We start from the raw sequence: 25,192 nt of genomic DNA, 5'->3' as shown, positions 1-25,192 counted from the left end.
GCCCTGGACAACGCCGGCCAGGCAACCAGCATCAGCTTCCCCGACCGCGCCACCACCAGCCTGCGCCTGAGCATCACCACCGTCAGCGGCACCACCAAAAACGTCGGACTGGCCGAACTCCAGGCCTACTCGAATTGACGACCCCGCGTTGCAGTGATACGTGGCAGTCAGGACAGCTTGGCAGGCAGGGTCTTGGGCATGAACGCCGGTCGTGTGGCTTCGAAAGCGGTGATGTCTTCCTCGTGCTTGAGCGTCAGGCCGATGTCATCCAGGCCCTCGAGCAGGCGCCAGCGGGTGTAGTCGTCGATTTCGAACGGCGCCACGATGTTGCCGCACTGGACTGTCTTGGAGACGAGGTCCACGGTGACGGCGGTACCCGGAGCGTTCTCCAGTTCCTTCCAGATGAGTTCGATGTCATCCTGGGCCAGTTCGGCCGCGAGCAGGCCCTGCTTGCCGGAGTTGCCGCGGAAGATGTCGGCGAAGCGTGAGGACAGCACGGTCTTGAAGCCGTAGTCCTTGAGCGCCCAGACCGCGTGCTCCCGGGAGGAACCGGTGCCGAAGTCAGGTCCGGCAACGAGCACGGAGCCGGCGTTGAACGGTTCCTGGTTCAGGATGAACGCGGGGTCTTTGCGCCAGGCCGCGAACAGGGCGTCCTCGAAGCCGGTGCGGGTGATCCGCTTGAGGTAAACCGCGGGGATGATCTGGTCCGTGTCGACGTTGCTTTGGCGCAGCGGGACGCCGATGCCGGTGTGGGTGGTGAACTTTTCCATTACGGATCCTTCTGGGCTGTGTGGATCTTAGCAGTGTGGGTCTGGGCAGGGCCCGCTAGGCGGCGTCGGAACGGACGGCTGCGGATTCGGGAACGGGGTCCAGGTCCGACGGCGAGCTCAGGGTGCCGCGCACCGCCGTCGCGGCTGCCACGACCGGGGAGACCAGGTGGGTGCGTCCACCTTTGCCCTGGCGGCCCTCGAAGTTGCGGTTCGAGGTGGAGGCGCAGCGCTCCCCCGGCTCCAACTGGTCCGGGTTCATGCCCAGGCACATGGAGCAGCCGGCGAAGCGCCATTCCGCCCCGAAGTCCTTGAAGACCTTGTCCAGACCCTCAGCCTCGGCCTCGAGGCGGACGCGGGCGGAGCCGGGGACAACGAGCATCCGGATGTTGGGGTCCTTGGTGCGGCCGCGGATGATGTCCGCGGCGGCGCGGAGGTCCTCCATCCGGGAGTTGGTGCAGGAGCCCAGGAAGACCGTGTCCACCCGGATGTCCTTCATCGGAGTGCCGGCTTCGAGTCCCATGTACTGCAGCGCGCGTTCCGCGGCGGCTTTGGCATTCTCGTCGCCGAAGTCCTCGGGCGAGGGCACCTTCGCGGACAGCGACACGCCCTGGCCGGGGTTGGTCCCCCAGGTCACGAACGGTTCCAGCGTGTCGGCGTCGAGGTCCACCTCGACGTCGAACGTCGCGTCGTCGTCGGAGCGGAGGGTGTTCCAGTATTCGACGGCGGCATCCCACTCGGCGCCCTGCGGCGCGTGCGGGCGGCCGTACATGTAGTCGTACGTGGTCTGGTCCGGCGCGACGAGGCCGGCGCGCGCACCGGCCTCGATGGACATGTTGCAGATGGTCATCCGGGCTTCCATGGACAGCGCCCGGATGGCGGAGCCGCGGTATTCGAGCACGTAGCCCTGTCCCCCGCCGGTGCCGATCTTGGCGATGACGGCCAGGATGATGTCCTTGGCGGAAACGCCGGGCCGCAGCGTGCCCTCGACGTTGATCGCCATGGTTTTGAAGGGCTTCAGGGAGAGCGTCTGGGTGGCCATGACGTGCTCCACCTCGGAGGTGCCGATGCCCATGGCGAGCGCCCCGAAGGCGCCATGCGTGGACGTGTGCGAGTCGCCGCAGACCACGGTCATACCGGGCTGCGTGAGGCCCAACTGGGGGCCCACCACGTGCACGATTCCCTGCTCGGCGTCGCCGAGCGAGTGCAGGCGGACGCCGAACTCCTGGCAGTTGTTGCGCAGCGTCTGGATCTGCGTGCGGCTGGTGAGATCGGCGATTGGCTTGTCGATGTCCAGCGTGGGAGTGTTGTGGTCCTCGGTGGCGATGGTGAGGTCCGGCCGGCGCAGCCCGCGCCCGGCCAGGCGCAGCCCCTCAAAAGCCTGCGGCGAGGTTACCTCGTGCACCAGATGGAGGTCGATGAAGAGCAGGTCGGGCTGGGCGTTGGCTCCTTCGCCGTCACCTTTGCGCACCACGTGCGCGTCCCAGACTTTCTCGGCCAGTGTCTTTGCCACGGCCATCTCCCTTCACTGCGGTATTAGTACTTGCCGGCTTGTTGTCTCCACTGAATCAGCACTGCCGCGTAATGCGCCAGCGAGCTGACTTGCATCTCAGATAATGAGACGGCAATATCATTACATGGACAATTCTAGTGGAGTCGGTGTCATCGATAAAGCGGCCCATGTGCTTGACGCACTTGAGGCGGGCCCAACCACCCTGGCGCAGCTTGTCGCCGCCACGGGACTGGCCCGGCCCACCGTGCACCGGCTGGCACTGGCGCTGGTCCATCACCGGCTGGTGAGCCGGGATATTCAGGGCCGTTTTGTGCTCGGCAGCCGCCTCGTGGAGCTAGCCTCCGCTGCGGGCGAAGACCGCCTGATCGCCTCCGCCGGGCCCGTACTGATGCAGCTGCGCGATGCCACCGGAGAAAGCGCCCAGATCTTCCGGAGGCAGGGGGACTGGCGCGTCTGCGTGGCCTCCGCTGAACGGCCCATCGGCCTGCGCGACACCATCCCGGTCGGCACCCAGTTGTCCATGAAGGCCGGCTCCGCCGCCCAGGTGCTGCTCGCGTGGGAGGACCACGACCGGCTCCTGGAAGGTCTGCAGGCCGCCCGCTTCACGCCCACCGTCCTGGCCGGGGTACGACGGCGGGGCTGGGGGCAGAGCCTCGGCGAACGCGAGCCTGGGGTCGCTTCCGTTTCGGCCCCGGTGCGCGGTCCGTCCGGCCGCGTGATCGCCGCGGTGTCAATCTCCGGGCCGATTGAACGCCTGACCCGCCAGCCGGGCCGGCTGCACGCCGAAGTGGTCTGCAACGCGGCCCGCGTGCTGACCGAGGCGCTGCGCAAGACCAACGACTGAGCGCATAGGCTGTCCGCATGAGCAGCTATGCGGTGTTCCTGCGCGGGGTCAATGTCGGCGGCATCACCATCAGGATGGCCGACCTGAAGGAAGCCCTGAAATCCCGCCCGTTTTCCGCGGTGAAGACGCTCCTGGCCAGCGGAAACGTGGTGCTTTCGAGTGACCTCTCCGCCGCCGGCGTCAAGCGGGAGTTCGAGGCGTGCCTCCGGGGGGCCTTCGGCTATGACGCGTGGGTGGTAGTTCTGGCGGCGGAGCGGGTGGCGGCACTGGTGGCGGCGTGCCCCTACCCCGCGGACGATTCTTCCACCCATACCTACCTCACGCTCGGCTCGGACGCCGATGTTCTTGCTGAGCTGCATGAGGCCGGCCGCGCCATGGAGGGTGCGCAGCTGACTATGCTGGGACCGGAGGCCCTGGCGTGGCTCGCTCCCGCCGGCGGCACCCTGGACAGTCCCTTCAGCAAGCTGTCCTCGAAGCCGAAATACAAAGCCTCCACCACAACCCGCAACCTGCGCACCATGATCAAGGTCCGCGACGCCGCGGCGTCGGTGTAGGCGCGGCACTGCCGGGACCTGTCAGCGTGACGCCGCCTGCAGGGCCTTGTTGAAGGACGCCAGCCGGGTGACCTCCAGCGCGACGGGCTCCACCACCAGGTCCTCCGCCACCGCCGCGACGGCTGCCCTGAGCCGCTTCCGGGCGGCCGCGCCCCGCGCCCGGGCTGCCGCGCCCGCGATGAATTTCGCGAGAATGGCCAGGACAATCCCGAGCAGCGCCCCGCCGGCGATCATCACGGTCGGCACCGGCCAGCCCTCCACCAGCGGCACCTGCGGGACGGGAAGCTGAAAATAGCCCAGCGCGGCGAGGATACCGAGCCACGCGAATCCGCCGATGGCCGTCAGCAATGCCAGCCACTGGATGACGTTGAACGGCGCCCACCACAGGGCCTTGTTCGCGGCCTTCAAATCTGTCGATGCGATTGCCTGGTCCAGGGCATCCGGCAGCTGCTCCCGGCCCTCCCGGGCAGCGCCCCGGATCACGGCCCGCCAGGGGCCGGGGGCGCCCTCGGAGGCCGCATCGGCGAATTCCCGGACGGCGGCGTCCGTGCGGGCCCGCTCCGGCGCGCCCGCCGGGGGCAGCGAGGTGCGGTTCAGGTCCGGGCTGGCGCCCTCCCGGCGCAGGTTCAGCCGCCTCAGCGGGTCGGGCCGGAAGCGGACCAGCCAGCGGGTGACGGGCCAGCCGGTGCGGCGGGCCGACTCCAGTTGGTAGGACCGGACGACGGCGTCGACCACGAGCGGGACGTTGGCCGCGGTCGCCAGTTCTTCGGCCAGCCGGGCCTTCGACGCCGCGTTGACCCCGGGCGCAGTGCCGGACCCGGACGCCTCGGCGAGCCTCGCCGTGGCACGGGTGACGTCCGCGCCGAGTCGCTGGGACTGGGCCTGCCGCTGCGAGGCCACCCGGCCGATGGCGGCCCGTACTTTGTCCACACCGTTGCCCACCACGGCGGAGGCGCCAATCACCTGCACCTTGGCCAGTCCGTCCCGCGCCAGAATGCCCTTGAGTGATTCCAGCACGGGGGTGACCTCAGAGGCCGGGAGCCGGTCGATCTGGTTGAGCACCACCAGGGTGACGGCGCCGTGGGAAGCCAGCGGGGTGAGGAAATCGTTGTGCACCGCGGCGTCGGCATACTTCTGCGGATCGAGCACCCAGACGAGGGCGTCAACGAGTCCCACCATCCGCTCCACGATCTCGCGGTTGGCGGCGCGGGTGGAGTCGAAGTCGGGCAGGTCCAGCAGGATCAGGCCGGTGCCGTCATCGGCGAATCCGGGTACGGGCGTGGCATGGTGCCGGTTCCGGACCGCCAGCCAGTCCAGCAGCTCATCGCTGCCCTCGGCACCCCAGATGCCGGCCAGCGGCTCCGAGGTCGTGGGCCGCCGCGCGGCCGCCGTCGCGATTTCCGTTCCGCTGACCGCGTTGAAGAGGGACGACTTTCCGCTGCCGGTGGCCCCGAAGAATCCGACGACGGTATGGTCGGCCGAGAGGGAACGCCGGGAACTCGCCCGGTCGAGCACCTGGAGCACGCCGGCCAGGACGTCGTCCGGGAGCGCCCCGGCGGCGAGTTCGCGGGCCTCGTTCAGGGCGTCCAGCCGGCGGTCCAGCCGCGACGCCTCGGCGGCCGCGCCGTGGCGGCTCATGCTGAGGCCGCCAGCCGGCGGAGCGCCGCGGCATGGCCGGCCAGCACCGCAGGCGGGACGCCGCCGGAGATCTCAAGCCGCGCCAGGAATCGCTGCTGTTCGGCCTGGAGCAGGCTCTGGCACCGGGCGTGAAGGTCCTCCCGGGCGGTCTTGGCGAGACGGCGGACGGCGTCCTCGCCGAAGACCGCTTCCAGCAGCCGCTGTCCGACGACGGCGGTGCCGCCTGCGACGCCCACCTCCAGTCCGGTGAGGCCGGCGGTCATGGAGAAGACCACGATCATCAGGGCGGCGCCGAGGCCGTTGATACCAAAGGAAAGCCAGCGCGCCTGGGTGCGTTTGCCTTGGCCTTCTGTCCGGATCAGTTCCATCAGGCTCCCCTGCCACGCCCGGATTTCGGCAGCAGCACTGTCCGCGAAGCCTTCGGAGGTTCCCGAGAGGTCGTCGCTGCCCAGCAGCTGCCGGCCGGCCGGATCGGAGCGCCAGCGTCCGTCCGTGGCTTCGGCCGCGTTGGCTGCCTCGTCGACGATGACGGCCTGCAGGCCGCTTTCGATCGCCGTTTCCACCCGCACCGCCGGTGCCGGTTCGCCGCGGAAGAAGGCGCCGACGCGGTCGCGGAAGCGGCCGATGTTCAGCTCCATTGCCCGGAAGAACTCGCCCGTGCCGACGAAGTCCTGCCAGCGGGCCAGGACCTCGCCCCGCAGGAGCGCGCCGTCGCGGGTGGCTTCAAGGATTCTGGCTACAGCGTCCCGGTAGGCGTCCCGGGCGTCTCCGGCGAGGACACCGGCGGCGTGTTCCTGGGCGGCGGCGGCCCTCGCGGCCGCCTCGACGCGGCTTTCGAGCGCCCTAACGGTCCCGGTGAGGGTCCGGCGGGCGATGTCGGCCCGCCCTGCGGCGTCCGCGGCGAGTTCCTGCAGCCAGAGCCGCAACGGCTCCACGGCGGCGGGCGGGAGCATTCCCATACCGTCCAGGGCCGCCTCGGGAACGACGAAGAGTCGGGCACCGCCGAGGCCTTCCCTGCTGAGCATGGACTGCAGGTCGGCACTGACTTCGGCTTCGGCAGCGGCGGGGACGCGGTCCAGGACCACGGCCACCAGGATGTCCCGGGAAGCCGCGTCCAGCAGTAGGCGCCACGGGACGGCGTCGGCATACCGGTTGGCCGTCGTGACGAACACCCACAGGTCGGCGGCAGCCAGCAACTGGCCGGCGAGCCTGCGGTTGTCCGCGGAAATCGAGTCGACGTCGGGAGCGTCCAGCAGCGCGATTCCCTGCGGCACTGCCGGGTCGGAGACCAGCACGAGCGAGGTGATCGCTCCCGCGTCCGGTGTGGGACCGGCCTGGCTGGCCGGCAGCGGCTCACGCTTCGCCATGCCGCGGATCCGGCTCAGGCTCGGCAGAACCCGATGGTCCTCGAACCAGCGCCCGTCGGCGGGGTGGTGCAACAGGATGGGCTGGCGCGTGGTGGGCCGGATTGCACCGGCGCGGGTGACGGCGTGCCCGACCAGACCGTTGACCAGGGTTGATTTCCCGGCGCCGGTGGAACCGCCCACGACGGCCAGCAGTGGCGCATCCAGGCTGCGGTAGCGCGGCAGGATGTAGTCCTCGAGCTGGGCAAGGGCGTTGCGGATGTCCCGCCGGGCCTCCTCCGAGCCGGGCAGGGCCAACGGCAGTGCTGTTGCAGCCAGGTCGCGGTGGACGGCTTCCAGCAGTTCAACGGCCTGGCCGTGGGTTTCTTCGGAGCTCACCGCATCATCATGCCAGCTCCGTCCGATGCCGGTTCAGCGCACGGGATGCGGGAAAACGAAAAAACGGCCCCGGGCTAATGCCCGGGACCGTTTCATTTGTGACCCCAGCGGGATTCGAACCCGCGTTACCGCCGTGAGAGGGCAGCGTACTAGGCCGCTATACGATGGGGCCGCGTACTCTCCAGAACGGCATTGCTGCCATTCGCGCTAAGCGATTATTTCATACACTCAGCAAGTGTTTCAAATCGGCGAGCCGATTCAAAACCCCTGATCCGCCGCGGAAACCCGCGGAGTTTTCAGAGCTGGGATACCAGGACTCGAACCTAGAATGACGGTACCAGAAACCGTAGTGTTGCCAATTACACCATATCCCAATGGAACTTTCGGGCCGGATCCCCGGGTCTAAACCCGCGCTCCCGGCGCCTCAGCACGAGTAATTACTTTACCCGAGAGTTTTCGTCTGCACAAATCGAGCCCCGGAGCCCCCACATCGGGCACTCCGTCCGCGGCCGCGGGCCCGCAATGCTCCGCGGGACGAAAAAACCCCGAGAATCCGCCGCTACAGGGCCGTCCGGGGTCAGACCCGGGCGGGGAGGAGCCCCTCCCCGCGACCGGACCGGCAGTATTCCGCGCGTGCCTGCCGGCGTTATCTGCGTCACAGCCGCGGGGTGGGCCCTGCGTTCAGGCCAGGAGTTCGAGCAGGGTACTGATCTCGCGGCCGGCGAAGCCTGTGGCCGGTTCCCCGCCGCGGTTCAGCCAGACGCCCAGGAGGCCTGCCGCCGTCGAGCCGTCAGCGTCGAGGAGCCGGTTGTCCCCCACGTAAAGCGTTTCGCCGGCACCGGTGCCGAGACGGCGGACGCCCTCAAGGTAGATGGCCGGATCCGGCTTCGCCGCACCCACCGTGTCCGTGCCCACCAGCACCCTGATGCGTTCCAGGCCCGCGGCGTCGAGCTTGACCCGCTGGTAGTCGTGGACGTTGTTGCTCACCGCGCCGTAGGGAATGCCGGCGGAATCCAGCGCGTCCAGCATCGGGGTGACGTCGTCGAAGGCGCGGATGTAGCCGTGCTGCCTGCTGGCGTAGGAACTGACCCAGTGGTGGGCCTGCTCGCCCTCCTCCAACTCCACGCCGAAATGCCCCAGGGCGGCCCGGCCACGGAGCAGGCGCTGCTCATTGAACGTGATTTCTCCGGCGAGGTACCGGTCGTAGAAGTGCGTTGTCTCGCGGGTGAAGATCCGCCCGAACTTCTCCCATCCGGCCTGGTCCAGGCCGGGCAGGAGGTGTTCGCTGACCTCGCGGAGCGCCGCCGTCATCGCGAATTCGAGGTCCACCAGGGTGTCGTCGATGTCGAACAGCACGCCGCGGATGCTGCCCAGGCCTGCGGCAAGGGCGTTGCCCCGGGCACCGGGCCGGGCTTCGGGCCGGTTGCCGGCAGGGCTTCCGGACTGCACGGCCGTCATCAGCCGCGGAAGGCGCGCAGCCGGGCCAAGGACGAATCCTTGCCCAGGATCACCATGGATTCGAACAACGGCGGGGAAATCCGGCGGCCGGAGATCGCGGTGCGGACCGGACCGAAAGCCAACCGTGGCTTAACGCCCAGGCCCTCGACAAGGGCTGCCTTCAGCGCGGCCTGGATGCTCTCCGCGTTCCAGTCGCCCAGCGGTTCCAGCGCGGCCAGGGCGGCGTCGAGAACTTCGGTGAGGTTCTCCGGCAGCCCCTTGCGGGCGTCGTCCGCGACGTCGATCGCGTTGTCGTTCTTGAACAGGAAGGCGAGCATCTCGGGGGCCTCACCCAGCAACGAGATGCGCTCCTGGATCAGCGGGGCAGCCTCGGCGAGGATCTCCTCCTGGCGTGCGGTCAGGGTGTCGCCGACAAACCCCGCGGTGCGCAGGTACGGGACGAGACGGCCGCGGAAATCCTCGGCATCAAGCATCCGGATGTGCGTGCCGTTGATGGCCTCGGCCTTCTTGATGTCGAAGCGGGCAGGGTTGGCGAGCACATCGTTGACGTCGAAGTGCTCGATCAGCTGGTCCACCGTGAAGATGTCCTCATCGGCGGAGAGGCTCCAGCCGAGCAGTGAGAGGTAGTTGAGCAGGCCTTCCGGGATGAAGCCGCGGTCCCGGAGCAGGAACAGGTTGGACTGGGGGTCGCGCTTGGAGAGCTTCTTGTTGCCCTCGCCCATGACGTACGGCAGGTGGCCGAAGACCGGCAGGTAGCTGGCGACGCCGATGTCCATCAGCGCGCGGATCAGTACCACCTGGCGGGGCGTGGAGGAGAGCAGGTCCTCGCCGCGGAGCACGTGGGTGATGCCCATGAGCGCGTCGTCCACCGGGTTGACCAGGGTGTAGAGCGGGGATCCGTCGGCGCGGACAATGACGTAGTCCGGGATGCTGCCGGCCTTGAACGTGATGTCGCCGCGGACCATGTCGGTGAAGGTGACGTCCTCGTCCGGCATCCGCACGCGGAGCACAGGCTTGCGTCCCTCGGCCTGGAACGCGGCCAGCTGCTCCGTGGAGAGCTCGCGGTCGAAGTTGTCGTAGCCCAGTTTGGGGTCGCGGCCGGCGACGCGGTGGCGGGCCTCGACCTCCTCCGGGGAGGAGTAGCACTCATACGCGTAGCCGGCCTCGATCAGCTTGGCGACGACGTCCTTGTACAGGTCCAGCCGCTGCGACTGGCGGTATGGCTCGTGCGGTCCGCCGACCTCCACGCCTTCCTCCCAGGTGATGCCGAGCCATTTCAGGGCTTCGAGCAGCTGCTGGTAGCTCTCCTCCGAGTCGCGCGCCGCGTCCGTGTCCTCGATGCGGAACACGAAGGTTCCCTTGGTGTGGCGGGCGTGGGCCCAGTTGAACAGGGCAGTGCGGATCAGGCCGACGTGCGGGGTGCCGGTGGGCGACGGGCAGAACCGGACACGGACCGGGGTGTCAGCGGTGACTTCGCTGGTCACGCTGGGGGCGGAGCTGGAGACGGCGTCGGGCGCAGAAGGAGTAGTCATAGTGGTACCAACATTACCAACCCCCATCGCTGCCGGGCGCCCGCGGTTTCCGCTGCGAAAACGGACAGCCGCCCCGTGGATCCACGGCGCGGCTGTCCGAAATCGGCGCGAAAAACCAGCGGCCCTCGCTAGCGGCGGACCACCGGGTTGGAGAGGCGGCCGATGCCCTCGATCTCGACCTCGAAGCGGTCGCCGGCCTGGACGAGTCCGACGCCGGCCGGAGTGCCGGTCATGATGACGTCCCCGGGCAGCAGGGTGAAGGCCTGCGAGACGATGGAGACGAGTTCGCGGACGCCGCGGATCATCTGGCTGGTACTGCCGTCCTGGCGCAGCTCACCATTCAGGCGGCCCTGGATCTGCAGGTCCTCGGTGTTCAGTTCGGTCTCGATCCATGGCCCCAGCGGCGCGGAGGTGTCGAAGCCCTTGGCCCGGGCCCACTGCAGGTCGGTCTTCTGGACGTCGCGGGCGGTGAGGTCGTTGCCGCAGGTGTAGCCGAAAACGACGTCGTCGACGCGCTCCTCGGGGACGTCCTTGCAGATCCGCCCGATCACGACGCAGAGTTCGGCTTCGAAAGACACTTCCTCGGAGAATTCCGGCAGGATGATCGGATCGTTGGGCCCGATCACCGAGGTGTTGGGCTTCAGGAAGAGCAGCGGGTGCTTCGGGATTTCGTTGCCGAGTTCTGCGGCGTGTTCCACGAAGTTGCGGCCGACGCCGATGACCTTGCTGCGCGGGATGATCGGGGCCAGCAGGCGCACGTCCTCCAGCTTGTGCCGCACGGCAGTCCGTTCCACGCCGTGGAAGAACGGGTCGCCGTTGATGACCGTGACGTCCTCACTGCCGGGCTCACCTTCAACAATGCCGTAGAGGGGATCAGAATCGACTACAAACCGGGCGATACGCATGGCTCCAAGCGTACCGTCTGCCGCGGGCTTGCCGGACTCCCCTGCTTGGGATTCAGGGCGTGCCGCTGTCCAGGCGCAGGTAATGCAACTGGGCGGCCACGGAGAGTTCCGCCGCCGGCCGCACCGCAGGATCGACGGCGGCGTACACGGCGTCGGCCACCTCGGCCACTTCAGCGCCGGACCCCAGGTCTTCGAGGGCGGAGCGGATTTGCCCGAGGCGGTCCTCGCGGTGGTTGCGGTAGGCGCGGACGATCGTATCCAGGGCGGGCAGCATGGGCCCGTGGGCCGGGAGGACGGTCGCGGGGCCCAGCCGTTCCAGCCGGTCCAGCGAGGCCAGGTAGTCGCCGAGGGTGCCGTCGGGATAGTCCAGGACCGTGGTTCCCAGGCCCAGGATCGTGTCGCCGGTGAGGACCGAGCCCCGGGCACCATCCTGCGGCAGGTGGAAACAGACCGAGTCCGAGGTGTGGCCCGGCGTCGCCAGCACCCTGATCTCGGCGCCGGCAGCGTGGATGACTTCGCCGTCCACCAGGGGGCTTCCCCCGTGGCAGTGCCCGGGATCCATGGCGCGCACGGGCGCCCCGGTCAGTTCGGCGAACCGGGCGGCGGCTGCGGTGTGGTCCGCGTGCCGGTGCGTAATCAGGATGAGTTCGACGGCGCCGGCCTGGGCCAGTTCCTGCAGGTGCGGCTCATCCAGCGGGCCGGGATCGACCACCACGGTGCCGGCCGCCCCGGGGGCGGCAATGACATAGGAGTTGGTCCCGTGCAGGCTCATCGGCCCCGGGTTGGGGGCAAGCCTGAAGCGGGTCAGCTCTGTGCTGCGCACCATGGCGCGGGGGTCGTCCGGAATCACAGTTCCATCTTCCCACCGAAGCGGGACTCGCACGAGCAGCAGTCAGACGAGCAGCAGCCCCACAATCACCGCCGGCAGGAGCGCCTCTGCGATTGCGCTCGCCCACAGCCGCCGCTCCGACAGCACCAGGACGATGCCCAGCAGCACGTGGCCCAGGCTCGTGAAGAGCAGCAGCGCCCGCCCGGCCCCCGGCTCCGCGCCTGTCAGCATGACGGCGCCAACGATCGCTCCCGCTCCCCAGATCATGTTGTAGAACCCCAGGTTGAACGTCCACATCCGAACAGCGTCTGTGTCCTCCGGCCTGATCAGGAACAGACGGTGGAAGCGCTGGTCCCGGAAGAAGAAGGACTCGAGGATTCCCACGATGATGAGCACGACCCCGAAAATGACACCCAGAACCTGAACAATTCCAGTCATGCGCCATATTGTGCCGCTGCGTCCGCGTAGGGGCTAGGGACTTCCGGCCGGTCGAACCCGGCCCGGTGCCTGTCCGTTAACGACGACGGCGGCCCCGCACCGGAAGGTGGGGGGCCGCCGTCGAACGCTGCCTCTGACGGAGGAGCTGCCGCCTAAGCCAAGCGCGTCAGCCAGCCGTGGGTGTCCTCGATGGTACCGGTCTGGATGCCGAGGAGCTGCTCGCGGATGGCCATGGTGGTCTCCCCCGCCAACGCGCCCTCGGACCCGATGAACTCGGTGTTGTCCTTGAGCACCCCGATCGGAGTGATGACGGCGGCGGTGCCGCAAGCGAAGACCTCGGCGATGTCACCGGAGGCCACGCCGTCGCGCCATTCATCCAGCGTGATCTTGCGTTCGGTGACCTCACGGCCCATGTCCTTGGCAACCTGGATGACCGACATCCTGGTGATGCCCTCCAGGATGGTTCCGCTCAGCGCGGGGGTGGCCAGGGAGCCGTCCTTCATCACGAAGAACACGTTCATGCCGCCCAGCTCTTCCACGGCATTGTCATTGAACTGGTCGAGGAAGAGCACCTGCTTGCAGCCGTGGGCCTCGGCTTCCTGCTGCGCGATCAGGGAGGCGGCGTAGTTTCCGCCGCATTTCGCGGCGCCGGTTCCGCCGCGGCCGGCGCGGGCGAATTCGCGGGAAATCCAGATGGAGACCGGTTTGAGTTCGCCGCCGAAGTAGTTCCCGGCCGGGGAAGCGATCACGCGGAAGGATACTTCACGGGCGGCGCGGACACCGAGGAAGGCCTCGGTGGCGATCATGAACGGCCGAAGGTAGAGGGCTTCGCCGTCGCCGGCGGGAACCCAGTCCCTGTCGACCGAAACGAGCTCGCGGATGGCGCTCAGGAAGTACTCTTCGGGAAGTTCGGGGAGCGCCAGACGCCGGGCCGACCTGTTCAGGCGGGCAGCGTTGGCCTCGGGACGGAACGTCCAGATGGAGCCGTCGGCATGGCGGTAGGCCTTGAGCCCCTCGAAGATTTCCTGGCCGTAGTGGAGCACCGCGGCGGACGGGTCCAGGGAGATGGGACCGTAGGCCTCAACCCGGGCATTATGCCAGCCGCCCTTGCCCTCGGCGTCGACGCTGTAGTCGACGATGGCGGTGTGGTCGGTGAAATAGTTGCCGAAACCCGGGTTCGCCAGGATGGCAGCACGTTCTTCAGCGGACTTCGGGGTTGCCGAAAGATGCTGGGTGAATTCGACGCCATGGGCAGTCTGAGTCATGGTTCCTCCACGGTCGGCTGCCTGGCGTGTGAACGTGGTTCAGCGGCGGACCACGGCAGCATATTGGTGATTCGAAACAAGCTTACGCCCGTTGGCCGACCCTCCAGCGCGGCTCCGGCCCCGCGCAAAAGAGCTGCCTACAGGGCGGCGGCGATGGCGTCGCCGATCGCGCTCGTGCTGCGGACCGCGGTGCCGCGGCCCGCGATGTCTGCGACGACGGCCGCTTCGATTTTACGTGCGGCGGGGCCATAGCCAAGGTGATCCAGCAGCAGCGCGGCGGAAAGGATCGCGGCGGTGGGATCCGCCTTTTGCTGGCCGGCGATGTCCGGGGCCGAGCCGTGGACGGGTTCGAACATGGACGGCGCGGTGCGTTCCATGTTGATGTTTCCGGATGCGGCAAGGCCGATGCCCCCGCTGACCGCGGCGGCGAGGTCAGTGATGATGTCGCCGAAGAGGTTGTCCGTGACGATCACGTCGAACCGCGCCGGATCGGTGACCATAAAGATCGTGGCGGCGTCGATGTGCAGGTAATCATGTGTGACCTCGGGGAACTCCTGGGCCACGGCCTCCACGGTGCGCTTCCAGAGGTGGCCGGCGAAGACCAGGACGTTGTGTTTGTGCACGAGGGTGAGCTTCTTGCGCGGCCGGTCGCTGGCGCGGCGGAAGGCATCCCGGACCACGCGCTCCACGCCATGGGCAGTGTTGAGCGAGACCTCGGTGGCGACCTCATGGGGGGTGCCGGCGCGCAGGGTGCCGCCGTTGCCCACGTACGGGCCCTCGGTGCCTTCGCGGACCACGATGAAGTCGATGTCGCCGGGGTTGGCGAGCGGGCTGGCGACACCCGGGTAGAGCCGCGACGGGCGCAGGTTGACGAAGTGGTCCAGGCTGAAGCGGAGCTTGAGCAGCATTTCGCGCTCGATGATTCCGGACGGAATCCGGGTGTCGCCGGGGGCGGCGCCGACTGCGCCGAAGAGGATGGCGTCGCGCGTGCGGAGGTCTGCGAGAGTTTCATCCGGCAGGGTCTCCCCCGTTTCGAGCCAGTGCTGGGCGCCCAGCTTGTAGTGCGTCTGTTGCAGGACGATCCCGTCGGCCGCGGCAGCCTTCTCGAGGACTTTCAGGGCTTCGGCCGTGACTTCGGGGCCGATGCCGTCGCCGGGAATAACAGCCAGGTCAATCGTGGATGCGCTCATGGATTCAGCGTAGCCAAGTGATCCACATGCTGGTCAAGTCGTCTCATTATTCGAACAGTTGTTATTGCCGCCTGATGGTTAGCGGCCGCGGGCCGGTGAGGCGACCACCACAACGTTCTTTCCCCAGGGATCCGCCGTGTAACAGCTGATCAGCACCAGACGGTTGGGAACGGCATCCCAGACCGGGCTGTCCTTGAGCGTGGACTTCGTGTAGGTCGTGACGGAGTCCACGGCGTAACTGAGCACCCCTGTCTCCGTGACGACAGTGAATGTGTCACCCGGAACGGCGGCCGTGCTCAGGTGATTGAACGGCGCGTCCCGGCCCTCCCAGCTGTGGCCGATGACGTAGGTGGTGTTCTCCGAGCCGGCGCCGGGTGCGCCAAAGGGCGTCAGCCAATAGCCGTCCATCGTCGCGGGAGGCACGATACTCCGGCTATCACCGTCGCCGTTCCCCGGCTCCAGGGGGTGGACCACCACGTCCATGCCTGCCGCCGGGTAGGTGATGCGCTGCGGGACGGAGGCCGCCGGAAGCTTTACCGCGGGTTCCTGGGTCGCGGGCTCCTGCGCTGCGGGCAGGGCGGCCGGCAGCGCGGCGGGGTCGCCGACCGGAAGCAGTCCGGTCCTGCTTCCGGTCGGGACAGCGGACGGAGTCGACGTCGACCGCGGCGTGACGGTTCCGCTCAGAGTCGCCTCCGTCGCGTCGCGGCCGGAGGCCGGTTGCCCGTTACCGGGGTCTGACGCTGCGTAGGACAGCCAGGCGGCGACGAGCCCCAGGACGCAAACAGCCAGGATGAGCATGTCCAGCGGCCTGAGCACCAGCCCGCGTGTTCTGCTTGCCCGGCGTCGGCGGTTCTCACGGTGGCTGCTCATCGGCGCTCCTGTTGTGGTGCCTTTGCTGGTGAATGCGCCATGTGGCGGGGGAACGCCTGGGCGGGTGCATTTTTCGCTGCACCCGCCCTTCGTTTCGCTAGCCCACGGTTATCCTGGCGCGCCGTCTGCCCTGCCAGAGCAGCGTTGCCGCGCCGGCAGTGAACACAGCGGTCAGCGCGGCCAGCCAGACGGGAATGCCGGTGTCCGTTGCTCGACCCACCGCGGTCTGGACGTTGTAGCCGACATTTGTCTTCTTGGCTGCAGCTGCCGGCGTTTTCGCGGCCGGGACAACGCCCTCAGTGACCACGACATCGTTTGCCAACGGCGTGACATCCAACGCTGGTGCCGTGTCAGACTCCGGCGTTTCGTCCCCCGAGCCGGGGGTTTCGTCGCCCGAGTCCGGAGCTTCGTCGCCGGGAGTTTCATCGCCGGGCACCGGGGTCTCATCCCCCTGCGTTACATCCCCGGGAGTTTCATCGGCCGGCGTCTCATTCCCGGGGGTTTCTTCGCCCGGGGTTTCATCCCCGGGGGTTTCTTCGCCCACGCCCGGGGTTTCATCCCCGGGGGTTTCTTCGCCCACGCCCGGGGTTTCATCCCCGGGGGTTTCTTCGCCCGCGCCCGGGTTTTCATCCCCGGGGGTTTCTTCGCCCGCGCCCGGGTTTTCATCTCCGGGAGTTTCTTCGCCCGGGGTTTCGTCACCGGGCACCGGAGTCTCATCACCCGGGGTCTCATCACCCGGAGTTTCGTCTCCGGGAATGACCACGGGTGGAACAACGATGGCGACGCACCCGTTGGCCAGGAACTTAAGGCTCTCGGCGCTCAGGTTCTGGCCGTTGCGGAAATAGTCGCCGTCGTTGACCGGCACGATGTCGCGTGTGTCATTCGCGTGGGCCTTGAGCGCGCTGAGGTTGATGGTCTCGATAACGAACGGGTTCCCCGCCGCGTTCGTTGCATGGCAGATCGTGATCTTCTTCTCCACCGGAGGCGCCGCGTTGGCAGACACCGAGGCCGCCATCAAGCCCAGCCCCACAACCCCCAGTGTGGCAATAGTTCGTCTCATGTGTCCGTCGCTCCGTCTCGTCAGGTCTAAAGTGGCTTGACCGCGCGCGGAGTAACCGTCATCGAGACTCAGGAAGACAACTATTCGAGACCTCAAACAGCGAATTGAATGGTGACAGTTACTCCCCAGCAGTGTCGTCAGTTCGCTTGCTTTTTCAGGTTAGGCGGGCCGGTAAGCACACGTCGTGAGTAGGAAGTACTCGTCTAACTGATAGCCGATTACCCGTTTCCCGCGTGGAGTACTCAGTACGGGGCGATTAACCACTTGTTGGCAGCTTTGTGCCGGAATCGGCCTGGAGGCCGGACCCCCAACCCGGCCTGATTACCCGGAAACGCGCCCTCGACCCCCGCGAGTACAACGCAAACGCTCCCCCACCTGTCGTCAAAGGTGAGGGAGCGTTCCGCGGCGAGCCGCGAGGTCTTTGGGAGCGTTGGGCGGGGGCGGTCAGGCCTCGGCGGGCTCCTCATACTTCGGGAAAACCGGCGACGGGGCGGGCAGTGCCGTTCCGGCCACGATCGGCGTGCCCAGGGCCGCGAAGTCCCGAGCCTCCCCTTCCGGCTGGCCCAGGGTGTCCAGGATGGCCGCCGCCGCCGCCGGCATCACCGGCTGGGCCAGGACGGCGACAATGCGCAGCACCTCGAGGGTCACGTACAGGACGGTGTTCATGCGTTCGACGTCGGTCTTCCGCAGCACCCACGGCGCCTGCTCGGCGAAGTACGCGTTCGTGTCGCCCAGGACGGTCCAGATAGCCTCCAGGGCTCGGCTGAACTCCTGCTTTTCGAACGCAGCGCGGGAGATGTCCAGCAGCCCGTTGGCCTGGCCCAGCAGCATGTTGTCCTCGGCACTGAAACCGCCGGGGACGGGGACGGCGCCGTCGCAGTTCTTCGCGACCATGGACAGCGAACGCTGGGCAAGGTTGCCGAAGTTGTTGGCGAGGTCCGAGTTCATCCGGCCCACGATCGCGTCATGGCTGTAGTTGCCGTCAGCGCCGAACGGCACCTCGCGGAGCAGGAAGAAACGCACCTGGTCCAGGCCGTACTGTGCCACCCAGTCCGCCGGTGCCACCACGTTGCCGAGCGACTTGGACATCTTGACACCCTGGTTCTGCAGGTGGCCGTGGATCATGACGCGCCTGGGCAGTTCCAGCCCGGCGGACATCAGGAACGCCGGCCAGTAGACGGCGTGGAAACGGGAGATGTCCTTGCCGATCACGTGGACGTCAGCCGGCCAGTACTTCCGGAAGGACTCGGACTCGGTGTGGGGGAACCCGACGCCGGTCAGGTAGTTCGTCAGCGCATCCACCCAGACGTACATCACGTGGTCCGGGTTCCCCGGGACGGGGACGCCCCAGTCGAAGGAGGTGCGGCTGATGGACAGGTCCTCAAGCCCGCTCTTCACGAAGCTGATGACCTCGTTGAAGCGGTTGTGCGGGGCCCCGAAGGAGGGGTGGTCCGCGTAGAGGGCCAGCAGCCTGTCCTGATAGGAAGCGAGCTTAAAGAAGTAGCTCTCCTCCTCGGTCCACGTCACCTCGGTGCCGGTTTCCGATGCATAGCGCAGTCCGTCGGCCTGCACTTCGGTCTCGTCCTCCACGAAATAGCGCTCGTCGCGCACCGAATACCAGCCGGTGTACTTGGAGAGATAAATGTCCCCGTTGGCTTCCATCCGCTGCCACAGCGCCTTGGCCGCCTCGTAGTGGTCGGGATCGGTGGTGCGGATGAATCGGCTCAGGGAAATGCCGAGGTCATCGCTCATCTGCCGGAAGGCAGCGGAGTTGCGGTCGGCGAGCTCCTTGACCGGAATGCCTTCCTTTTCGGCGGTCTGCTGCATTTTGAGGCCGTGCTCATCCGTGCCTGTCATGAAGAAGACGTCGTAGCCGTCCAGGCGCTTGAAGCGCGCCATCGCATCGGTGGCGATGACCTCGTAGGCGTGGCCGATGTGCGGCACACCATTGGGGTAACTGATGGCCGTGGTGATGTAGTACGGGGTCTTCTCGGAAAATGTCACAGTTTAAACCTAGATCAGTTCGGTGAGGGTATCGCTCAGGCGGACCAGTTCGTGGTCATGTGAAGCGACCAGCACGGCGATGCCGTCCGACGTCGTGTCCTTGAGGATGCTGATAATGCGGTTGGCCGCCGCCCGGTCCAGGCTGGCGGTGGGCTCATCGACGATCAGCACGCGGGTGCCGAGGATCAGGGCCCGGGCGATCGCGACCCGCTGGCGCTCACCGCCGGAGAGCTGGGCCGGCCGGTGGCGCATGCGGCGGCCCAGGCCAACAAGGTCCAGGAGGTCCTTGGCCATGTCGCGGCGCTGTTCCACCTCGCCGTCGGGAACGGCAGGCAGCAGTACGTTTTCGAGTGCACTCATCCCGTCAATCAGCGCACCGCCCTGGTCGACGTAGCCAATCAGGGCGCGGCGGCGGTCGGCGATTTCGTCGTCGCCCATGGTTTCGAGTGAATCGCCCTCCCAGAACACCCGACCTGACGTCGGCAGGGTCAGGCCCGCGCCGACGGTCAGGATGCTGGTCTTGCCGGAGCCGCTGCGGCCGGCGACGCAGTGCATCTCGCCGGCGTGCAGGGTCATGTTGAAGTCGTCCACGACGTTGACGGCCTCGGCGCCTCCCTTGCCACCGCCGTAATGGATCGTGATGTTGCTCAGCTCCAGCGGCGTGGCGTGGTCGGTGGCCTTCACGATCGTGTTGGCGCGCGTCTTGTGCGCGCCGCGGCGCGTGCTCGCCGTCATCCGGTCGTGAGCCTCACGGTCGAGGTTCAGGTCGTTGTTCATCGGACCACTTTCGTTGCAATTGGAATCCAGCAAAGTACAGCCACGAGCCCGGCGATGGCGGCCCAGAGCGCGGCATAGGGGGCGAGGAGGAGGCCTACGCCCAGGGCGCCGAGGACACCCAGCGGCAGTGCGATCGTCCCCACCATGGCATTTTCGAAGAAGCGGACCTGGCCCAGCATGTCAGGGTTCCAGCCCATGGCCCGAAGCGTGAAGAGGTACTGGCGCTTGGCCTGCAGCTCGAAGCCGCCGGTGACCATCGTCAACAGCAGGCCGACGGCCACACCGGAAAGTCCGAGGATGATGCTCGGCAGTGCGATGCTGGCGGCCGCGAGGCCACCGAGCGCGCTTGCCCCGGCGGCCCGGGGAATGTCGATCAGCAGGGCGACCATCCCGCCGACCGCAGCGGCGAAGACACCGACGGCGACAGCCAGGGATATGGTGTTGAACTTGTTGCTGCTCAACTGCCGGTTCGCGAAGGTCAGCGGCGAGTCCACGGCGATGAGCCGTTCATCGTGCTGCGGTTCCTGGTCCACAACCTCGCGGTGGCGCAGCTGCTGGGCGGCGAAGACAGCCGCCCCCGCATAGAGCGCCAGCACGGAAGCCGAGACGATCGCCGTGGCCGGGTTCCAACTGGCCAGGCTCAGGATGATTCCGGCGGCGGCCAGCAGGGCCGCGCCGACCCCAAATTCCGCCAGCACCCAGGAACGTATCCGGCGCTGGGTCCAGCCCATGGCGCGCAGGGTTCCGGCCTCGCTGCGGCGTTTGCGGACATAGCTCACGGTCGAGGCCCCGGTCAGCAGTGCGGCACCGCAAAGCGTCAGGAAGAGCAGCGTCAGGTTGGTGCCGGTGAGGGAACCGGAGACGGCGTCCGCGGCGTCCTGGCGGACCCACGACTGCTGGACGGTGCCGAGCGGGGACTCCTTGCCGGCGTCGTCCTTGGAATAGCCGGGGACGAAAATGCTGGCGTCCTCGCGGGCGGAACCGGCAACAATGGTTGCCTGCAGGCCCATGTCGCGGATCTCGTTGGCGAGCTGCTCCACCTCGGGCTGCGCCTCCTTCCAGCTGCCGGGCACCTTGGCCCGGACGCGCACGGCGTCGATCACGGCGACGTTGTCCTCGAAGCCGCGGGCGGCGGCGAGGCCGTAGTAGTCGGTGATGGCACCGGCGGACTGGCTGGCCAGGCCCGTGGCGCTCAGCGAGGGCTTGAGCTCGGTGTTTCCGGCGTCCTTGCCGGAGGCGTCCCTGGAAAGCGTGAACGGCGCGGGGTCGTAGCCGCCGAGCGGCAGCCGGTTGACGTCGCCGGCGGCCTCTTTGACCGTCTCCGGGTCGAAGGTGCCGTAGACCATGGCCAGCGGCGTGGCGGGCTTCTTGCCGGTCTCAAGGTCTTCGCGGTAGGAGCGCTCGTCGACCGGTTTGCGCTGGGTCTGGTCCACGGACGCGCCGTTGGCCGCTTTCTCCGGAAGGCGGTTCACGGTCACCCAGTCGCCCGGGGTGGCGGTCTTGTCCACGGCGCCGTTGCCAGCGGTTTCGCCGTCCTGGTACTTCGGGGCGGCGGCGAAGTCGGTGCTCCACGTCGCGGGGTTGTAGAGGCCCTGGCTGAACGTTGCGGTGTCACCAAGCAGTTGCGTGAGGTCTTTGGACCCCGGCCAGGCCAGGGCGAACGGGGATTTCGAGACGAACGGGAGGTAATCCTTGTCCAGCGAGCGGGTCACGGTCCCGACGTCCTTGGTGACGTTGCCGGAGCCGTCGATTTCCTCGATCTTGACAGAGTATTCAAGGTCAAGGGAAGTGCCGGAGCGGACGATCAGCGGGATCGCCTGGGAGTCTTCGGTCAGCTGGCCGCTGCTCTTGGCCTGCTGGTACTGGCTCATCAGCGGGGCCCAGTACTTGAGCTTGACACCGAGGAAATCCGGGCCTTCCTTCAGCTCGTCCATGCCGATGCCGGTGGTGAAGAGGCTTTCGAAGTGGCGGCCGATCGCGGCGGCGTTGCGGGCGTCGGCGGGCGGCGCCTTCTCCAGCGGTGCGAGGAAGTCGCCGGCGCTGCCGAGCAGGGCACGCTCGGAGACGGGGTCGACGGCGACGACGGATTCCGTTACCTGCGGCGCGAGCGGCAGGGACACGGAGAGGTTAAAGAGGTTGTGCTCGGAACCGCCGGCCGGGGCCGGGAACTTGATGCCGGTCTCTCCAACCGGACCGGCGATGCGGACGTTCTTACCGCCGGCCACCTGCTCCTCGATAAGCTGCGCCTTGCCGAGGGATCCTTCGGCCATGGTCTTGAACAGGGTTTGGTCGGACTGGCCGTCGGAGCTGACAGCGCTGGCGGTAAGCCGGTACCTCTTGGGCGTGTCGGACAGGACCGACTCCGCGGCGGGCCACTTACTCGGATCGGTGGCGGTGGGGTCGCCCGCGGTCCCCGCGAGTCCGGCGTTGAACCCGAGGTAGTCGGTGGCCTCCAGGCGCGGGGACTCCAGATTCTGGGTGACCCGGGAGACGAGGCTGATCGGGGCCGCCACCGAGGTGCCGGAGAGCTTCCGGAGGGAGTCCAGCTGGTCGAAGCCGATACCGCCCTGTCCGGTGGCGATGTCCGGCTGCATGAGCCCGCCGTTGTCCTCGGCTTTGGCCTGGACAAGGATGTCGTAGAGTCCGCGGGAGTTCTGGTCGACCGTGCGGTTCAAGGCGGCCTGCGACTGGCCCTGGACGAGGACCGAAAGGCACATGGCCACGATCAAAATGGACGCGGTCAACAGAAGTACTCGACTTCTGATGAACCTCTGGACGGCGTTCATTGGGCTCCTGAAAGCTGGATTGCGTGCGCACACCGAAGTTCATTCCATGCGGAAGTGAAGGCGTCCCCTGCCGGGTGTGCAAAAAAGTAAAGGCCGGGCTGCCGGCCGGATCCGAAATTCGGACCTAGCCATTGTACGCAGACCAGCCATGGGTTCGCGGACACCGGCGGCGGTCGGAACCGCCGCCGGCATCCACCGTGGCGACCCTAGTCGGCGAGGTCGACCTCACGCACCATGTCAGCGCCGATCCCGGCCTTGATGGCGTCCAGGACCTGCTGCGGGACAGAGCTGTCGATGGTCAGCAGGGCGAGCACCTGGCCGCCCTCGTCCTGCCTCGCCACCTGCATGCCGGCAATGTTGATGTTGTTCATGCCGAGGATGTGTCCGATCGTGCCGATCACGCCGGGGCGGTCCGAGTAGGCGACCACGACGAGGTGTTCGCTGATCGGGATCTCGACCTCGAAGCCGTTGATTCCGACGAGCTTCTGGACCTGCTTGGGTCCGGTCAGGGTCCCGGCCACTGAGATCTGCGTGCCGTCGCTGAGGGCGCCGCGCAGGGTCAGGACGTTGCGGTAGGACTCAGTGTCCGGCGTCGTGATCAGGCGGACGTTGATGCCGCGCTGCTCGGCGATCACCGGGGCGTTGACGTACGAGACCTGCTCGGTCACGATGTCGGCGAAGATACCCTTGAGTGCCGCGAGTTCGAGCACCTTGACGTCGAGGGAGGCGATTTCTCCGGCGACCTCGACGTCAAACTGGGTCAGCGAGGCGTGGGTCATCGCGGTGAAAATACGGCCCAGCTTTTCCATCAGCGGGATGCCCGGGCGGACATCCGGGGCGATCACGCCGCCGGCCACGTTGACCGCGTCGGGCACGAGTTCGCCGGCCAGGGCCAGGCGGACGGACTTGGCGACTGAAACACCGGCTTTTTCCTGCGCTTCGTCCGTGGACGCGCCCAGGTGCGGGGTGACCACGACGTTGTCGAGCTTGAAGAATGGCAGGTCGGTGCTGGGCTCCTTGACGAAGACGTCGACGCCGGCGCCGGCGATTTCGCCGGACTCCAGGGCGGCGTAAAGCGCTTCCTCATCGACGAGGCCGCCGCGGGCGACGTTGACGACATACGCGGTGCTCTTCATCTTTTTGAAGGACTCGGCGCCGAGCATGCCGACGGTCTCCGGCGTCTTGGGCATGTGGATGCTGATGAAGTCCGACTGCGCGAGGAGATCGTCGAGGGTCACCAGCTGGACGCCCAGCTGGGCGGCGCGGGCCGAGGTGATGTAGGGATCGTAGGCGAGGATCTTGGTGTCAAAGCCTTTAAGGCGGGCGGCGACGAGAGCGCCGATCCGGCCCAGGCCGATGATGCCGATCTTCTTCTCGAAGAGTTCCGTGCCGGTGTACTTGGAGCGCTTCCACTCGCCGTCCTTGAGCGCGGCGCTGGCCTGCGGGATGTGCCGGGCTAGGCTCAGGATGTGGCCGACGGTGAGTTCCGCTGCGGAGACGATGTTCGAGGTGGGGGCGTTCACCACCATGACACCCGCCTGCGTAGCGGCCTTGATGTCGACGTTGTCGAGGCCGACGCCTGCGCGGGCGATCACCTTGAGGTTCTTCGCGGCGGCGATGGCTTCGGCGTCCAGCTGGGTGGCGGAGCGGACCAGGATCGCGTCGACGTCGGCGATGGCAGAGAGCAGCTGGGAACGGTCGGCGCCGTCGGTCTGCCGGATTTCAAAGTCCGGGCCAAGGGCCTCGATCGTGGCGGGCGAAAGTTCCTCAGCGAGGAGTACTACAGGTTTGGTGCTTGTCACCGGTGACCTCTTTAGCTCTCTTGTATTCAGGTGGGGATTTTGGTGAAACGTTGGTGCTGCATAAAAGCAGGGAAGCCGGACCCCAGGATGTGGTGTCCGGCTTCCCTGCCGGTCAGTGCTTAGCGGGCGACTGAACCTTCGGTGTAGTCGTCTTCGTTCTTGATCCAGGAGAACAGCTTACGCAGTTCGCGGCCGGTGGCCTCGATCGGGTGGTCCTCACCCTTCTTGCGCAGCGCCTTGAATTCGGGTGCTCCGGCATCCTGGTCGTCGATGAAGCGCTTCGCGAAGGTGCCGTCCTGGATGTCCGCCAGGACAGCCTTCATGTTTTCCTTCACGTCGGGGGTGATCACGCGCGGGCCGGAGACGTAGTCGCCGTACTCAGCGGTGTCCGAGACGCTCCAGCGCTGCTTGGCGATGCCGCCTTCAACCATGAGGTCAACGATGAGCTTGAGCTCGTGCAGCACCTCGAAGTAGGCAACCTCGGGCTTGTATCCGGCCTCGGTGAGGGTCTCGAAGCCGTACTGGATCAGCTGCGAGGCGCCGCCACAGAGGACAGCCTGCTCGCCGAAGAGGTCGGTTTCGGTCTCTTCAGTGAAGGTGGTCTCGATGACGCCTGCACGGGTGCCGCCGATGGCCTTGGCGTAGGACAGGGCCAGTTCCTTGGCCTTGCCGGACGGGTTCTGCTCGACGGCGATCAGGTCCGGCACGCCGCGGCCGGCCTCGAACTCGCGGCGGACGATGTGGCCCGGGCCCTTGGGGGCAACGAGGGCGACGTCGACGTCTGCCGGGGGCTTGATGTAGCCGTAGCGGATGTTGAAGCCGTGGCCGAAGAACAGGGCGTCACCCGGCTGAAGGTTCGGGGCGATGTCCTCTGCGTACACGTGGCGCTGGACCTGGTCCGGGGTGAGGACCATGATCAGGTCGGCTTCGGCAACGGCTTCCGCGACGTTCAGGACGCGCAGGCCCTCGGCTTCGGCCTTGGCGCGGGACTTGGAGTCTGCCTTGAGGCCGACGCGGACGTCAACGCCGGAATCGCGCAGGCTGAGGGCGTGGGCGTGGCCCTGGGAGCCGTAACCGATGACGGCGACGGTGCGGCCCTGGATGATCGACAGGTCGGCGTCGTCGTCGTAGAACATTTCAGTCACTGGGGTGTCTCCTTCTGAGTGGATTCTTGGGTGGTGCTTGTCGGTCAAACTTGTCTAAAGCGGTGGTGCTGCG

Annotated in this window: 21 protein-coding genes and 2 tRNA genes; 3 read left to right on the top strand and 20 right to left on the bottom strand. The window is 67.3% G+C overall.

Annotated elements, in window-relative coordinates; translation table 11 throughout:
• Positions 1–3: 3 nt before the first annotated feature.
• Positions 4–138, top strand: coding sequence for a DUF7402 domain-containing protein (locus J2X01_RS22120; RefSeq protein ID WP_445344441.1), 135 nt, complete (start codon positions 4–6; stop codon positions 136–138).
• Positions 139–167: 29 nt separating this feature from the next.
• Here J2X01_RS22120 and leuD read toward each other — a convergent pair whose 3' ends face one another.
• Positions 168–770, bottom strand: coding sequence for a 3-isopropylmalate dehydratase small subunit (leuD, locus tag J2X01_RS19530; protein WP_024367317.1), 603 nt, complete (start codon positions 768–770; stop codon positions 168–170).
• 55 nt (positions 771–825) lie between these two features.
• On the bottom strand, positions 826–2,280 hold the full coding sequence (gene leuC, locus J2X01_RS19525; RefSeq protein ID WP_310061379.1) for a 3-isopropylmalate dehydratase large subunit: 1,455 nt from the start codon (positions 2,278–2,280) through the stop codon (positions 826–828).
• Between the two features lie 124 nt (positions 2,281–2,404).
• On the opposite strand from leuC, the gene J2X01_RS19520 reads away from it, so the two are divergent.
• Together J2X01_RS19520 and J2X01_RS19515 are read left to right on the top strand one after the other, a co-directional pair.
• Positions 2,405–3,124 (top strand): IclR family transcriptional regulator, encoded by a 720-nt coding sequence (locus tag J2X01_RS19520; protein WP_056426387.1) that lies wholly within the window; start codon positions 2,405–2,407, stop codon positions 3,122–3,124.
• A gap of 17 nt (positions 3,125–3,141) precedes the next feature.
• On the top strand, positions 3,142–3,678 hold the full coding sequence (locus J2X01_RS19515; protein ID WP_310061373.1) for a DUF1697 domain-containing protein: 537 nt from the start codon (positions 3,142–3,144) through the stop codon (positions 3,676–3,678).
• Between the two features lie 21 nt (positions 3,679–3,699).
• Here the strand turns inward: J2X01_RS19515 and J2X01_RS19510 are convergent, their stop codons facing one another.
• From J2X01_RS19510 to ilvC, 18 genes are all read right to left on the bottom strand, one after another.
• Entirely contained in the window at positions 3,700–5,316 is a 1,617-nt protein-coding gene (locus J2X01_RS19510) for a GTPase (RefSeq protein WP_310061370.1), read from the bottom strand.
• Positions 5,313–7,058 carry a dynamin family protein gene (locus J2X01_RS19505; protein WP_310061367.1) on the bottom strand — a complete coding sequence of 582 codons (1,746 nt, stop codon included), beginning with the start codon at positions 7,056–7,058 and terminating at the stop codon, positions 5,313–5,315. Before J2X01_RS19505 ends, J2X01_RS19510 begins: the two co-directional genes overlap by 4 nt.
• 99 nt (positions 7,059–7,157) lie before the next feature.
• A tRNA-Glu gene (locus tag J2X01_RS19500) sits at positions 7,158–7,230 on the bottom strand.
• A 130-nt stretch (positions 7,231–7,360) separates the two neighbouring features.
• A tRNA-Gln gene (locus J2X01_RS19495) sits at positions 7,361–7,432 on the bottom strand.
• A gap of 307 nt (positions 7,433–7,739) precedes the next feature.
• Positions 7,740–8,516, bottom strand: a complete 777-nt coding sequence (locus J2X01_RS19490; protein ID WP_310061364.1) for an HAD family hydrolase — start codon at positions 8,514–8,516, stop codon at positions 7,740–7,742.
• Positions 8,516–10,048 carry a glutamate--tRNA ligase gene (gene gltX / locus J2X01_RS19485; RefSeq protein ID WP_310061360.1) on the bottom strand — a complete coding sequence of 511 codons (1,533 nt, stop codon included), beginning with the start codon at positions 10,046–10,048 and terminating at the stop codon, positions 8,516–8,518. The genes J2X01_RS19490 and gltX overlap by 1 nt, the downstream gene beginning before the upstream one ends.
• A gap of 128 nt (positions 10,049–10,176) precedes the next feature.
• On the bottom strand, positions 10,177–10,953 hold the full coding sequence (locus J2X01_RS19480) for a fumarylacetoacetate hydrolase family protein (protein ID WP_310061358.1): 777 nt from the start codon (positions 10,951–10,953) through the stop codon (positions 10,177–10,179).
• A 52-nt stretch (positions 10,954–11,005) separates the two neighbouring features.
• Positions 11,006–11,779: an MBL fold metallo-hydrolase gene (locus tag J2X01_RS19475; protein ID WP_310061385.1), complete on the bottom strand. Its 774-nt coding sequence runs from the start codon at positions 11,777–11,779 to the stop codon at positions 11,006–11,008.
• Positions 11,780–11,845: 66 nt separating this feature from the next.
• Entirely contained in the window at positions 11,846–12,220 is a 375-nt protein-coding gene (locus J2X01_RS19470) for a DUF1304 family protein (protein ID WP_310061354.1), read from the bottom strand.
• Between the two features lie 152 nt (positions 12,221–12,372).
• On the bottom strand, positions 12,373–13,485 hold the full coding sequence (locus J2X01_RS19465) for a branched-chain amino acid aminotransferase (RefSeq protein WP_310061351.1): 1,113 nt from the start codon (positions 13,483–13,485) through the stop codon (positions 12,373–12,375).
• Between the two features lie 137 nt (positions 13,486–13,622).
• Positions 13,623–14,675, bottom strand: a complete 1,053-nt coding sequence (locus tag J2X01_RS19460) for a 3-isopropylmalate dehydrogenase (RefSeq protein ID WP_310061348.1) — start codon at positions 14,673–14,675, stop codon at positions 13,623–13,625.
• Positions 14,676–14,753: 78 nt separating this feature from the next.
• A complete protein-coding gene (locus tag J2X01_RS19455) occupies positions 14,754–15,545 on the bottom strand; it encodes a class F sortase (RefSeq protein WP_310061346.1) in 792 nt (263 codons plus the stop codon).
• A 97-nt stretch (positions 15,546–15,642) separates the two neighbouring features.
• Positions 15,643–16,605, bottom strand: coding sequence for an ICP22 family protein (locus tag J2X01_RS19450; RefSeq protein WP_310061344.1), 963 nt, complete (start codon positions 16,603–16,605; stop codon positions 15,643–15,645).
• Positions 16,606–17,049: 444 nt separating this feature from the next.
• Positions 17,050–18,609, bottom strand: a complete 1,560-nt coding sequence (gene metG / locus J2X01_RS19445) for a methionine--tRNA ligase (protein WP_310061343.1) — start codon at positions 18,607–18,609, stop codon at positions 17,050–17,052.
• A 9-nt stretch (positions 18,610–18,618) separates the two neighbouring features.
• Positions 18,619–19,386, bottom strand: a complete 768-nt coding sequence (locus J2X01_RS19440) for an ABC transporter ATP-binding protein (RefSeq protein ID WP_374724999.1) — start codon at positions 19,384–19,386, stop codon at positions 18,619–18,621.
• Positions 19,383–22,172 carry an FtsX-like permease family protein gene (locus J2X01_RS19435; protein WP_310061342.1) on the bottom strand — a complete coding sequence of 930 codons (2,790 nt, stop codon included), beginning with the start codon at positions 22,170–22,172 and terminating at the stop codon, positions 19,383–19,385. The genes J2X01_RS19440 and J2X01_RS19435 overlap by 4 nt, the downstream gene beginning before the upstream one ends.
• A gap of 206 nt (positions 22,173–22,378) precedes the next feature.
• Positions 22,379–23,974: a phosphoglycerate dehydrogenase gene (gene serA / locus J2X01_RS19430; protein WP_310061341.1), complete on the bottom strand. Its 1,596-nt coding sequence runs from the start codon at positions 23,972–23,974 to the stop codon at positions 22,379–22,381.
• A gap of 119 nt (positions 23,975–24,093) precedes the next feature.
• Positions 24,094–25,119 carry a ketol-acid reductoisomerase gene (gene ilvC / locus J2X01_RS19425; protein ID WP_310061340.1) on the bottom strand — a complete coding sequence of 342 codons (1,026 nt, stop codon included), beginning with the start codon at positions 25,117–25,119 and terminating at the stop codon, positions 24,094–24,096.
• Between the last annotated feature and the right edge of the window lie 73 nt (positions 25,120–25,192).

Source organism: Arthrobacter ginsengisoli, assembly GCF_031456935.1.
GTDB lineage: Bacteria > Actinomycetota > Actinomycetes > Actinomycetales > Micrococcaceae > Arthrobacter > Arthrobacter ginsengisoli.
Note: the sequence above shows the minus strand (reverse complement) of the source record. Positions and strands in the feature narration are given on the sequence as shown.